Origin of the sequence: Streptomyces sp. NPDC059534 (assembly GCF_042743475.1) — a bacterium.
Classification (GTDB): Bacteria; Actinomycetota; Actinomycetes; order Streptomycetales; family Streptomycetaceae; genus Streptomyces.
Genome location: NZ_JBHWAQ010000007.1, coordinates 268,735 through 281,324 on the forward strand (window position 1 = coordinate 268,735; position 12,590 = coordinate 281,324).

Annotated in this window: 11 protein-coding genes; 5 read left to right on the forward strand and 6 right to left on the reverse strand. The window is 72.2% G+C overall.

Annotated elements, in window-relative coordinates; translation table 11 throughout:
• Positions 1–8: 8 nt before the first annotated feature.
• Entirely contained in the window at positions 9–1,145 is a 1,137-nt protein-coding gene (locus ACFVZH_RS11990; protein WP_384895845.1) for an acyl-CoA dehydrogenase family protein, read from the reverse strand.
• Positions 1,145–2,335, reverse strand: coding sequence for an amidohydrolase family protein (locus ACFVZH_RS11995; RefSeq protein ID WP_384895847.1), 1,191 nt, complete (start codon positions 2,333–2,335; stop codon positions 1,145–1,147). Before ACFVZH_RS11995 ends, ACFVZH_RS11990 begins: the two co-directional genes overlap by 1 nt.
• Positions 2,336–2,468: 133 nt before the next feature.
• On the opposite strand from ACFVZH_RS11995, the gene ACFVZH_RS12000 reads away from it, so the two are divergent.
• Complete coding sequence (locus tag ACFVZH_RS12000; protein ID WP_384895849.1) at positions 2,469–3,980, forward strand: class I adenylate-forming enzyme family protein; 1,512 nt, start codon at positions 2,469–2,471, stop codon at positions 3,978–3,980.
• On the opposite strand, the gene ACFVZH_RS12005 is transcribed toward ACFVZH_RS12000, so the two are convergent.
• On the reverse strand, positions 3,949–4,365 hold the full coding sequence (locus ACFVZH_RS12005; RefSeq protein ID WP_384895850.1) for an STAS domain-containing protein: 417 nt from the start codon (positions 4,363–4,365) through the stop codon (positions 3,949–3,951). The two genes, ACFVZH_RS12000 and ACFVZH_RS12005, sit on opposite strands and share 32 nt — an antisense overlap.
• A gap of 181 nt (positions 4,366–4,546) precedes the next feature.
• On the opposite strand from ACFVZH_RS12005, the gene ACFVZH_RS12010 reads away from it, so the two are divergent.
• The 3 genes from ACFVZH_RS12010 to ACFVZH_RS12020 all read left to right on the forward strand — a co-directional run bounded on the left by ACFVZH_RS12010 (position 4,547) and on the right by ACFVZH_RS12020 (position 7,868).
• Positions 4,547–5,128: a sigma-70 family RNA polymerase sigma factor gene (locus tag ACFVZH_RS12010; protein ID WP_384895852.1), complete on the forward strand. Its 582-nt coding sequence runs from the start codon at positions 4,547–4,549 to the stop codon at positions 5,126–5,128.
• Entirely contained in the window at positions 5,125–6,366 is a 1,242-nt protein-coding gene (locus tag ACFVZH_RS12015; RefSeq protein WP_384895854.1) for a maleylpyruvate isomerase N-terminal domain-containing protein, read from the forward strand. The genes ACFVZH_RS12010 and ACFVZH_RS12015 overlap by 4 nt, the downstream gene beginning before the upstream one ends.
• Before the next feature lie 146 nt (positions 6,367–6,512).
• Positions 6,513–7,868: a PQQ-binding-like beta-propeller repeat protein gene (locus tag ACFVZH_RS12020; RefSeq protein ID WP_384895856.1), complete on the forward strand. Its 1,356-nt coding sequence runs from the start codon at positions 6,513–6,515 to the stop codon at positions 7,866–7,868.
• A 100-nt stretch (positions 7,869–7,968) separates the two neighbouring features.
• Here ACFVZH_RS12020 and purU read toward each other — a convergent pair whose 3' ends face one another.
• Positions 7,969–8,820 (reverse strand): formyltetrahydrofolate deformylase, encoded by an 852-nt coding sequence (gene purU / locus ACFVZH_RS12025; protein ID WP_384895858.1) that lies wholly within the window; start codon positions 8,818–8,820, stop codon positions 7,969–7,971.
• Between the two features lie 127 nt (positions 8,821–8,947).
• Complete coding sequence (locus tag ACFVZH_RS12030) at positions 8,948–9,391, reverse strand: hypothetical protein (protein WP_384895860.1); 444 nt, start codon at positions 9,389–9,391, stop codon at positions 8,948–8,950.
• A gap of 203 nt (positions 9,392–9,594) precedes the next feature.
• Here ACFVZH_RS12030 and ACFVZH_RS12035 point away from each other — a divergent pair, with 203 nt between their 5' ends.
• Positions 9,595–10,914 carry an ABC transporter substrate-binding protein gene (locus tag ACFVZH_RS12035; RefSeq protein WP_384895862.1) on the forward strand — a complete coding sequence of 440 codons (1,320 nt, stop codon included), beginning with the start codon at positions 9,595–9,597 and terminating at the stop codon, positions 10,912–10,914.
• Positions 10,915–11,007: 93 nt separating this feature from the next.
• Here the strand turns inward: ACFVZH_RS12035 and ACFVZH_RS12040 are convergent, their stop codons facing one another.
• Complete coding sequence (locus tag ACFVZH_RS12040) at positions 11,008–12,531, reverse strand: hypothetical protein (RefSeq protein ID WP_384895864.1); 1,524 nt, start codon at positions 12,529–12,531, stop codon at positions 11,008–11,010.
• Between the last annotated feature and the right edge of the window lie 59 nt (positions 12,532–12,590).

Consider the following 12,590-nt stretch of genomic DNA (forward strand, 5'->3'; position numbering starts at 1 on the left):
GGCGGGGGTCACCGGCCCTTCGGCAGGCCGAGGATGCGCTCGGCGACGATGTTGCGCTGGATCTGGGAGGTGCCGGCGGCGATGGTGTACGAGAGCGAGGACAGCCGGTCGAGGGTCCAGTCGCGGCCGAGGTCGAGCGCGTCCGGGCCGAGGACGGTGGCGGCGGCCTCGTACAGCTCCTGGCGGGCGTGGGAGTAGTGGAGCTTGAAGACCGAGCCGCCCGCGCCGGGGACGCCGCCCGTGGCCTGGGCCTCGCTGACGTTGGCCTGGGTGAGCCGCCACAGGGCCTGGAACTGGGCGGACAGCCGGCCGAGGCGGCGGCGCAGGGCCGGGTCGTCCCAGGTGCCGTTCTTCCGCGCGGCGCGGGCGAGTTCGCCGAGGAGGCGGCGGCAGGCGACGACCTCGCCGACGAAGGCGGTGCCGCGTTCGAAGGAGAGGGTCACCATGGTCACCCGCCAGCCGTCGTTCTCGGCGCCGACCCGGTTCCCGACGGGGACGCGCACCTCGTCGAGGAAGACCTCGGCGAACTCGGTGGAGCCCGCGAGGGTGCGCAGCGGCCGTACGGTGATGCCCGGCGCGTCCATGGGCATCGCCAGCCAGGTGATGCCCCGGTGCTTGGAGGGGGCGTCCGGGTCGGTGCGGACGAGGAGTTCGCACCAGTCGGCGACCTCGGCGTGGGAGGTCCAGATCTTCTGTCCGGTGACGACGTAGGCGTCCCCGTCCCGTACCGCCCGGGTGCGGAGGGAGGCGAGGTCGGAGCCGGCGTCGGGTTCGGAGAAGCCCTGGCACCAGACCTGGTCGCCGCGGAGGATCGACGGCAGCCAGCGCTCGCGCTGCGCGGCGGTGCCCTCGGCGGCGATGGTCGGTCCGGCGTGGAGGAGGCCGACGAAGTTGGCGCCGACGTAGGGCGCCCCGGCGCGTTCGGTCTCCTCCAGGAAGATGAGCCGCTGGGTGGGGGACGCGTCCCAGTGGACGTCGGCGTATCCGGCGTCGTACAGCCTGCGCTGCCAGCCGCAGTCGTAGGCCCGCCGGGCCGGCCAGTCCAGCGGGTCGGGTTTCGGCGGGAGTCCCGGCAGTTCCCGGGTGAGCCACTCCCGCAGCCGGGCGCGGAACTCCTCCTCCTCGTCGGTGCAGGAGAGGTCCATCAGACGATGCCCAGGTCCAGCATGCGGATGGCGTTGCCGCGCATGAGCTTGTAGACGGTCTCGTCGTCGAGGCCCCGGACGTGGTCGAGGGCGACGTCCTTGGTGTGCGGGAAGGTCGAGTCGACGTGCGGGTAGTCGGTCTCGAAGGTGGCGTTGTCGCGGCCGACGACGTCGAGCGAGGCGATGCCGTGCTTGTCGCGGAAGAAGCAGCAGAAGATCTGCCGGTAGTAGTACGTGGACGGGGGCTCGGGGATCAGGTCGCGGACGCCGCCCCAGGCGCGGTGCTCCTGCCACACGTCGTCGGCGCGCTCCAGGGCGTACGGGATCCAGCCCATCTGGCCCTCGCTGTAGGCGAGCTTGAGCCGGGGGAACTTCACCAGGACGCCGCTGAAGAGGAAGTCCATCATCGAGGCCATGGCGTTGTTGAAGCTGAGGGACGCCTGGACGGCGGGCGGGGCGTCGGGGGAGGCGGCGGGCATCTGGCTGCTGGAGCCGATGTGCATGTTGACGACCGTGCCCGTCTCCTGGCAGACGGCGAAGAAGGGGTCCCAGTAGCCGGAGTGGATCGAGGGGAGTCCGAGGTGGGTGGGGATCTCGGAGAAGGTGACGGCCTTGACGCCGCGGGCGGCGTTGCGCCGGATCTCCGCGACCGCGAGGTCGATGTCCCACAGGGGGATGATGCAGAGCGGGATGAGGCGGCCGCCGCTGTCCCCGCACCATTCCTCGACCATCCAGTCGTTGTAGGCGCGGACGCAGGCGAGGGCGACCTCCTTGTCGTGCGCCTCGGCGAAGGTCTGGCCGCAGAAGCGGGGGAAGGTGGGGAAGCAGAGGGACGCCTCGACGTGGTTGAGGTCCATGTCCTTCAGGCGGGCGGCCGGGTCCCAGCAGCCGCGGCGCATCTCCTCCCTGGTGATGCCCTCCAGGGTCATGTCGTCGCGGTCGAAGCCGACGGCGGCGATGTTGCGCTTGTACGGGAACTTGAGGTCCTCGTAGATCCACCAGTCGGTGGGCGGCCCGTCGGGGTCCATCGTGATCTGGTACTTGCCGGCGACGTAGGCGAGCTCGCCGATGCCGGCGGTGAGGGGCCGGGGGCCGCGGTCGCGGTACTTCTTCGGGAGCCAGGTCTCGAAGAGGTGGGCCGGCTCGATCACGTGGTCGTCGACGCTGATGATGCGGGGCAGTTCCGTCATGGAGCCTCTCCCATTTCTGATGACCCGTCAGATCTGATGGGGCCAGGCTAGCCCCGCACCCCTGGACCGACAAGCGCCGGACCTCTACGCTCACCGCACTATCTGACGGAACGTCAGCCAAGAGGAGTACCGGATGAACGAGACCGCACACGCCCTGGGCGAGTCCCGCACGCTCTGGGAACTCGTCGAACGCCGCGCCGACCTCACCCCCGAACGGCCCGTCCTGCTCCAGGGCGACCGCGTCCTCACCTTCGGGGGCCTGCGCGAGCGCGCCGAACGGTGCGCGGCCGGGCTGTACGCCAAGGGCGTCCGCGCCGGCACCGTCGTCTGCTGGCAGCTGCCCACCCGCATCGAGACCGCCGTGCTCTCCTTCGCGCTCGCCCGCCTCGGGGCCGTACAGACGCCGGTGATCCCCTTCTACCGGGACAAGGAGGTGGGCTTCGCGCTGCGCGAGTCACGGGCCGAGTTCTTCGCCGTCCCCGGAGTCTGGCGCGGATTCGACCACACGGAGATGGCCGCGAGGCTCGGCGCGCGCGGGATCTTCGAGGCGTACGAGGACCTGCCCGACGGCGACCCCGCCGTCCTGCCCCCGCCGCCCGCCTCCGGCACCGACGTCCGCTGGATCTACTGGACCTCCGGCACCACCTCCGACCCCAAGGGCGTCCTGCACACCGACCGCTCCCTCCTCGCCGGCGGCTCCTGCCTCGCCCACGCGCTGAAGCTCACCGAGGCGGACGTCGGCTCGATGGCCTTCCCGTACGCGCACATCGCCGGACCCGACTACACGGTGATGCTCCTGCTGTACGGGTTCCCCGCCGTGATGTTCGAACAGTTCGCGCTGCCCGACGCCCTCGACGAGTACAACCGGCACGGCGTGACCGTGGCCGGCGGCTCCACCGCCTTCTACTCCATGTTCCTCACCGAACAGCGCAAACAGCCCGACAAGCCCGTCATCCCCACCCTGCGGCTGCTCGCGGGCGGCGGCGCGCCCAAACCCCCGGAGATCTACCACGCCGTACGCAGGGAGCTGGGCTGCCAGCTCACCCACGGCTACGGCATGACCGAGGTCCCCATGATCACCATGGGCGCGCCCGACGACACCACCGACCACCTCGCCACCACCGAGGGCCGCCCGCCCGCCGGCATGGAGATCCGGATCACCGACGGCGGCGAGGTCCGCCTCCGCGGCGAAGCCGTCTGCCGGGGCTATCTCGACCCGGCGCAGACCGCGGCCGCCTTCGACGACGACGGATTCCTGATCACCGGCGACGTCGGCCACCTGACCCCGACCGGCCACCTCGTCCTCACCGGCCGGATCAAGGACATCATCATCCGAAAGGGAGAGAACATCTCGGCCAAGGAGGTCGAGGACCTCCTCCACCGCCATCCGGACGTCGGCGACGCGGCCGTCATAGGGCTCCCGGACACCGAACGCGGCGAACGCGTCTGCGCCGTCGTCGAGCAGCCGCCCGGCGCCGCCCCGCTGACCCTCCCCGCGGTCACGGCCTTCCTGCGGGAGGCGGGCCTCTCCGTCCACAAACTGCCGGAACAGCTGGAACTGGTGGAGGCCCTCCCCCGCAACGAGACCCTGCGCAAGGTCCTCAAGTACCAGCTCAGGGAGCGGTTCGGGCCCGCTCCCCGGTGAGCGCCTCGTCCACGTCCCCGTACACCTCGAAGAGGCGCCGGACGCCGAGGGCGGACAGCACCCGGTCGACGTGCGCGTCCCCGGCGCCGACGACCACGCCGCCGTCGGCCCCGGCGCCGGCTCCGGCCGCCTCGCCGGGGAGGATCAGGCGCAGACTGCCGCCGCAGGAACGCAGCAGCCGGCGGGCCGCGATCAGGACGCCGACACCGCTGGAGTCGCAGAACCGCACACCCGACAGGTCGACCACCAGGTCGTGGCGGCCGACCGCGACGGCGTCGTGGACGCCGCGGCGTATCCGGGGGGAGGTGACCAGGTCCAGTTCACCCCGGACCCGCAGAACCGTCCAGGAGCCGTACTCGTCCTCGTCGACCTCGATCGCTGTCACGGACGCCGCCTGCCCCACCGGGCCGGGCCGAAACCCGCGAGGCGAGGGATGACGCGTTCCTTACCATCCAGGCCCGCGTCAAGGGCGCACTTGCGGCAAACAGGCGTGCGTCGTCGGCTCCGCGCACTACGTTGGAGAAGAAACAGGGAGGGACCGGGAACCGGGAGGGGCGGAACGTCGGATGGCGATGGACACACCACCGCGCTGGGACCGCAAGATGCAGCAGCGGCTCGCCCGCGGCGAAGCCGCCGCGCTCGGCGAGCTCTACGACCGGTTCGCCGCCCTGGTGCACAGCCTCGCCCACCGCGTCCTCGACGACGACGCGGCGGCCGACCAGGTCACCCGCGAGGTCTTCGGCTACATCTGGGAGAACCCCGACGCCTACGACCCCAAGCAGGGCAACATGCGCTCCTGGGTAGCCCGGCTGACCCAGCGGCAGGCCGTCCACCGGCTGCGGCAGGCCGAGGCCACGGCCTACGCGGAGACCGGCGTCGGCTCCGCCGAAGAGCTGGAACAGAAAGTGCGCCGGGCCAACGTCGCCGCCCGCGCCGACTACATCGTGACCTCCATGCCCGCCCCGCTGCGGGCCGCCCTCGAACTCGCCTACTTCCAGCGGCGCGACTACCGGCAGACCGCCGCCGACCTCGGCGTCACCGACGACGAGGCCCGCCGGCGCCTCCGGCTCGGCCTCCAGCTCCTCTCCACCGCGAACACCCGGCCCCACGGCGGCTCCTCTCCGCCCGGATACGGACCGGCGCTGTGACCGAGGCGAACGACGACGCGGACGACGTCGCACGCGCCCCCTGGATACCGGGGCCGCGTCAGGCCGCCGACGACCACGCCGACCTGACGGGGACGCCGTCCGGGCCGGGCGACGAGCCCGACGAACCCGACGTGCCCGTCCTCAGCCACGCCGTGCTCAAGTCCCTCCTCGGGGCGTGGGCACTCTCCGCGTGCTCCGGCGGCGAGACGCAGGCCGTCGAGGACCACCTCACCGCCTGCGCGCCCTGTGCCGACGAGGCACTGCGGCTCCGCGACGCCGTCGCGCTCCTCCACAAGGACCGCGACCTCGACCTCGACCCGCTGCTCCGCTCCCGGGTCCTGGAGAACTGCCTCGGCCGCCGGCCCGCCCGCATCCCCGTCCCCGGCTGGGTCACGCCGTACGACGCCGAGACCGCCCGGCTCGACGCACTCCTGCGGGACATCGGCGAATCCGAATGGCACGCGCCGGTACGGCTCAAGTGGTACGAGGAGGACCGGGTCGTCCGGCGCAAGGCCACCGTCGCCGGGGTCATCGGCCACCTCCTCGCCGTCGACGGCCTGGTCTCGGCCGCGCTCGGCCTGGAGGACCCGCTGGGCACCGGAGTACCCGAACTGTCCCCGGCCGAACGGACCGAGGCGTTCTGGTCGGGGCTCGACCGGCCGCCCAACCGGGCCCTGCGCGGGCCCTGGCGCGAGCAGAGCCACACCCTCATCCGCACGGTCTCCTTCGCCGGGCGCGGAGTCGCCGACCTCACCGTCACCTACAAGGACTTCGCCCTGCCGCTGCGCGACTCGCTCCTGGAACGGGCCTTCGAGTGCTGGGTGCACGCGGACGACATCGCCAACGCGGTCGCCTACCCGTACCCCCCGCCCAGCGGCGCCCATCTCCACGACATGATCGACCTCGCGGCCCGGCTGCTGCCCGCCGCCCTCGCCGGCCGCCGCCGCACCGGTCTCGCCGCCCCCGCCCGCGGGCTCGTCACCGCGGGCGCGCCCGGCCGCTCCCTCCACCTCGAAGTCGAAGGCGCGGGCGGCGGCCACTGGTACATCGCGCTCGACTCGCCCGCCGCCGTCGGCTCCCCCGACCACGCCGTCGCCCAGGTCGCCATGGACGGCGTCGAGTTCTGCCAGCTCGTCGCCGGTCACATCTCCCCCGAGGAAGCCGCCGCCGGCCAGGACGGCGACCGCGAAGCCATCCGCGACGTCCTCTCCGCCGCCGCCTCCCTCAGCCGCCTCTGACCCCTCCCCGGGGCCGCCGCCCCCTCGTCGTGGCCCACGCCCACCGTCTTCCGCCCAGGCGAACCGGCTCCCTATGATGATCGCCGCCGAGGAACGCGGGAGGTCCTGTGGACCGTCTGCGGCGACACGCACGGGGGGAAGCAGACATGACCGCGCAGGTGAACGACGTGCCGTCCGGCAGAGGGACCAGGCGCACCCGGTCCGCGACGGTGGCGGTCCTGGTCGCCCTTTGCGCACTCACCGCCGGATGCTCCTCCGAGGCCGAGGACTTGGGCGTCGTCTGGGACACCCCTGCGGAGCGCAAGGCCGAACAGCAGGGCAACGGGGCCTGGCTGTCCGGGGACACCCTGGTCCGCAGCCGCTTCGACGCGGTGCGCGGGTACGACGCCCGTACCGGCAAACGGAGCTGGGAGTACGTGCCGCCTGGCCGCTCGGCGGTCTGCCACGTCGCCGCCGACACTGGCAGCTCGGTCCTGGTCCTCACCCGCGACGGGGACGGCACTTCCGCCCCGGCCAAGGGCAATGCCTGCGCCGACGTCGTCGCGATCGACATGAACAACGGCCGCGAGATCTGGCACACCCCTCTTCCCGCCCTCGATCCCTGGGCGACCCGCCTGCAGTCCTCCACGGTGTCCGCCGGCAGCGGCATCGCCGTGCTCCTCCGGGGAGACGACCTGCAGGCCGTGGACGTGCGCACGGGGAAGGCCCGCTGGAAGGCGGCCCTCCCCAAGGGCTGCGTGCCGGGTACGACCGCGGTGGCCGAGCGCCAGGTCACCGCCCTCCTCGCGTGCGGCGGCACCGAGTACCTCCTGGGCGACAGGCTCCCGAGCGACGCCGAACTCTTCGTCGCCACCTTCGCCCCGGCCACCGGCGCGCTCCTGTGGTCCGCCCCCCTCGGGAACCGGAGCACCGTCCGCTGGGACGCTCGTGCGGACTTCGTCTCGGCCGACCCGGTGGTCGTGGCCGCCTCGGCAACGGGCGACTCCGACTCCGGGGCCTACTTCTCCTTCGGCAGGAACGGCCGCCCGAACCCGCCGATCGATTTCAGCGGCCCCTACGGCGAGATCAAGCCCTCCGAACGACTCACGGCGGCGGCGGACGACAGCAGGCTCTACGCCTTGCCCCTCCACCGGGTGAGGAACAGCCGTGTCGACCCCCTCCGCCTCACCGCGTTCGACCTGGCCACCGGAGAGCCGGTCTGGGGCGGCACCGTGGACGACGACCGCCTCGACGGCGACACCGGCTACCACATCATTCCCCGGGACGGGAAGATCACCGTCCTCACCTCACGCCGCGAAACGCCCCTCTTCGGTGACCCTGGTTACACGTACAGCCTGCGGGTCCTCGACGGCGCCACGGGCGAGCAGCGCGAAGTCCGCGGTTTCCCCGAGGGAGACGATCCGGTGGACACGGTCTTCGTGTACGAGGACCGGCTCATCGGCACCCGCTACGAGTCGTACCGGTCACCGAGCAAGCCCTTCACGTCCTACGAACGCCGCTGATCGTCGACCGCATACAAGGGGCGGAGGCGCCGCCGAGGGCGCCGTCCCGTGTGCCCACCCGTCCCGCCCCAGGGGACGATTGCCCACACGGCGGGGGGGGTCAGGCGAAGACGACGGTGCGGCGGCCGTTGAGGAGGATGCGGCGTTCGGCGTGCCATTTGACGGCACGGGCGAGCGCCTGGCACTCGACGTCGCGGCCGATCGCGACGAGCTGGTCGGGGGTCACCTCGTGGCCGACCCGCTCGACCTCCTGCTCGATGATCGGTCCTTCGTCGAGGTCGGCGGTGACGTAGTGCGCGGTGGCGCCGATGAGCTTGACGCCTCGGGTGTGGGCCTGGTGGTACGGCTTGGCGCCCTTGAAGCTGGGGAGGAAGGAGTGGTGGATGTTGATGATCCGACCGGACAGCTGCTTGCAGAGGTCGTCGGAGAGGACCTGCATGTAGCGGGCGAGGACGACGAGCTCGACGTTCTGTTCGCGGACGAGTTCGAGGAGCTCGGCCTCGGCGTCGGCCTTGGTGTCCTTGGTGACGGGGATGTGCCGGAAGGGCAGCCCGTAGGAACCGACGAGTTCGGCGAAGTCGGTGTGGTTGGAGACGACGGCGACGATCTCGACGGGCAGCGCGCCGATCCGGGAGCGGAACAGCAGGTCGTTGAGGCAGTGCCCGAACTTGGAGACCATGAGCACGACGCGCATGCGCTGGTCGGCGCGGTTGATCTGCCAGTCCATGGCGTAGGAGTCGCCGACCGCCGCGAAGCTCGCCCGCAGCTTGTCCACGTTCACGAGCGCTTCGGCGGAGAAGTGGACCCGCATGAAGAACAGGCCCGTGTCCCGGTCTCCGAACTGCTGGCTGTCCTCGATGTTGCACCCGGTGATGAAGAGATAGCTCGACACGGCGTGCACGATGCCCTGCTTGTCGGGGCAGGAGAGGGTGAGGACGTACTGGTCGGTCATGTCGGTCAGCCTGCCACACCCGGGTGTGCCGGGTGAGTCCCTGTCCGTCAGGCGGAACGGTTCGGGGACGGTTCGCGAGCGGCGCGCGTGCGGGGTGCGAGCGGGCCGCGAGCGGGGTGGCGGCGGTTCAGGACCGGGTCATGATGCGGAGGACGTCGAGTGGGCGCGGGGGCGCGTCGGGGTCGTCCCCGTCGGCGTGCGCCATCCGTACGTGTGCCTCGCGGGCGGCGCGTACGGCTTCGGGCCAGCCGTGGTGTTCGAGGTAGGCGGAGACGGGGGCGTCGGGTCCCACCTGGTGCATGATGCGCAGCACCCGGAGGACGGCGACGTCGACGAGGGCGGCCTCGCCGGTGTCCCGGAAGATGGCGCCGACGTATTTCTCGGCGGACCAGTTGTCGAGCCAGGTGTCCTCGACCAGGCGGTAGACGGCGTCGGTGACGTCGCCGTACCCGTCCAGGCCGGCCAGCCAGGTCGTCTCGTGGAACCCGGGGTCGGAGAGCATGTGCAGCGCCGAGCGCACGTTGATGCGCCAGCGCCACCACGGCAAGTCGTTGAGCGGCATGCCGCCCATGGTGGAGGAGCGACGGCCGCGACGGGAAGAGTTAACCGAACCGGAGACTGGACTGGACACGTTTCGATCGTACGTTCCCTTGCGGGATAAGCGGACTCGCCCCCTCCTCATTCGGCCTCGACCCCCGTAATTCACCTTGACGTCACCCATCGTTGAACCGTGCTCACTCCCGCGTTACCCGTGAGGCGGAAATGTGCATGCCCATGACCGGTAGGCGACTGACCTCACTCCTCGCGTACGTCACGACCGCGGCGACCGGAGCGTCGCTGCTCACCGGGTGCGGCGTGCTCCCTGGGGCCACGGGGGGCTCCAGGGAGCCCGTCACGGTGATGACCTGGGCTCCCGACCAGACCCGAGCGACCAATATGCCCGGAATGCCCGCCATGGCGCAGACCTACGCGCGGTGGATCAACTCCCAGGGCGGCATCGACGGCCACGAACTGCGCGTCCTCACCTGCAACGAACAGAACACCTCGGCGGGCGCCGCCGACTGCGCCCGGCGGGCCGTCCGCGAGAACGCGGTCGCGGTCGTCGGCTCGTACAGCCAGAACGGGCGCGCCTTCATGGCCCCGCTGGAGGCCGCCGGCATCCCGTACATCGGCGGCTACGGCATCTCGGAGGACGAGTTCACCAGCCCGCTCTCCTATCCCGTCAACGGCGGGCAGGCGTCCCTCATCGCCGGGCACGGCATGCAGCTCGCCGCGTCCTGCCACAAGGTCTCGCTCGTCCGGCCCGACACCATCGCCGGGGACAAGCTCCCCGGACTCCTCAACTCGGGCCTGCGCAAGGCGAGTCACCGCAGCGCGACGGACATCCCGGCGGTGGAGGACGCCGCCGAGTACTCCCGGCAGGCCGACCGGGCCCGCGACCAGGCGGGCCGCGAGAACGGCTGCGTCACCGCCGTGCTCGGCGAGCGCACCCAGACCTTCTTCGACTCCTTCCGCCGCCTCCCGGAGAGCGAGGGCTCGAAGGGCGGCGACGGAGGGAAGGGCGACGGCTCGAAGGGCGACGACGGCGGGAACGGCAAGGACAGCGCCGTCCGCATCTCCTCGGTCCTCGGCAGCGTGGGCCAGCCCGTGATCGACCGCACCGGCGGCGCCCACAGCCCCTTCGAGGGCGCGTACGTCACCGGCTGGTACCCGGAGGCCGACGACAAGAGCTGGGCGCCGATGCGCAAGGTCATCCAGGAGCACGCGTTCGCCGACAACCGGGTCGACCCGGCCGACGCGGGCGTCCAGACCACCTGGATCGCCTACACCGTGCTCCGCGAGGTCGTCGAGTCCCTCGACAAGGACCGGGTCACGGCCGCGCAGATCTCCCACGCCCTCGACCGGGGCACGCGCATCGACACCGGCGGCCTGACGCCGACCCTGCGCTGGAAGTACGAGGACCTGCTCGGCGCGCCGGGCTTCCCCCGGATCGTCAACCACGAGGTGACGTTCCAGGTGGTCCGCCAGGGCCGCCTCGTCGCGCAGAAGCCCGGCTTCGTCGACGTCGGCGAGACCGTCCTCAGCGCCCCCTGAGAAGCGTCCGGACGGCCGCGCCGGGCGGGTTCCGGACGGCCGTGCCGGGCGGGTCCGTGAGGCCCGCCGGGCTTTCGGCCGCTCCGGTGCCGCTCAGAGCTGGGTGTAGGTCCGCTTCTCCAGTCCGTACTTCGCGGCGGTCGGGTTCCACAGCCCGGCCGCCTTCTTCTTGGCCGCGGTGGCCTCGCCGCTCTTCGCGCTCGCCGCGGACAGCTGGTTGGTCGAGCGGGCCTTGCCGCCCTTGCACGCCTTCTTCGCCTTCATCTGGTCGGCCCAGGCCGCGTAGTGGTCGTCGGCGGAGGCCGACGCCTGCCAGGCGGTGGTGAGCGCCGCGGTCAGCGCCGCCTGGTCCGGGATCTTGTCGACGGACAGCGACTGGAGCCTGGTCACCAGGCCGCGGCGCTGCTCGGCGGCGCCCCGCAGGTCGGTGGCCGCCTTGTCGAGGTTCTTGCACTGCTTGATCGACTCGACCGAGCTGATCACCGTGTCGCGGCTGCTGCTGCTGGTCGCGAGCAGCTTGCTCAGCTCCTGCGCCTGGGCCTCGGCCGGGTCTGCCGGCTTCTCCGTGGGCGCCGCGTCGGTCGAGGGCGCGGCGGAGCTCGCCGCGACGTTCTGGCCGCCCGCCTTGGGGTCCTTCTCCTCGTCCCCGCCGCTGAGCAGCGCCCCGGCGCCGAGGCCGACGACCGCGCAGCCGACGACGACGGCGGCGATCAGCGCGACCGGCGACTTGCGGCGCGGCGCGGGCTCGTCGCCGTCGTCGTAGTAGGCGTCCTGGTAGGCGTACTGGCCCCCTGGACCCTGCGGCCCGGGAGGTGCTCCCAGCGGCTGGGACTGCGGCGGCTGGTAGCCCTGCTGCGGGTGCTGCTGATGCTGCTGCTGATACGCGGGCGGGGCGGGCTGCTGGTAGCTCTGGGTCGGCTGCGGGCGCTGCGGGGCTCGGGGCGCCTGGGCGGCCTGCGGCGTCTCGGTGCGGAAGAGGCTGTCGAACTCCGCGGGCGGCTGCCGCTCACCGGGCACCTGTCCCGGTACGGGGCCGGTGGGGGCGACGGGCGCGATGTACTGGGTCGCGTCCGACGCGCCGGCCATGCCGGGCCCCTGCTGCGGGAGCGAGCCCGTGCCGAGGAACCGGGTCGCCGGGCCGCCGCCCTGCTGCGGCGGTACCGGGGCGATGAACTGCGTGGCCTGCATGTCCCCGGCGGCCTGGGCGGCCGGCGGCGGGTAGCCGTACCCGGGCTGCTGCGCCTGCACCGGCGGCATCCCGCCCGGGACCGGCGCGATGTACTGGGTCGCCTGCATGTCGGCGGCCGCGGCGGGGACGCCCGGCTGCGGGTAGCCGTACCCGGGCTGCGGCGGCATCTGCTGGGGGAAGTGCTGAGGAGCCTGCGGGACCTGCTGCGACGGTATCGGCGGAAGGTACTGCGTCGACTGCATGTCGGCGCCGCCCGGCGGTGCCTCCGGGGGCAGCGGCTGCGCGGGCGGCAGCGGCTGCCCGCCCGGCTGACCACCGGCGGGACCCCAGGCACCGCCGTCCCACGGCTGCGCTCCCCCATGGGCACCGTCGTGCGCGGGGGGCACCGCCGGGTACTGCGGTTCCGGACCCTGTCCGTTCTGCGTCACCGGGACTCCTACTGATAAACCTACGGAATCGTCGGCTCACGCTACCGGGTGCGCCCAGG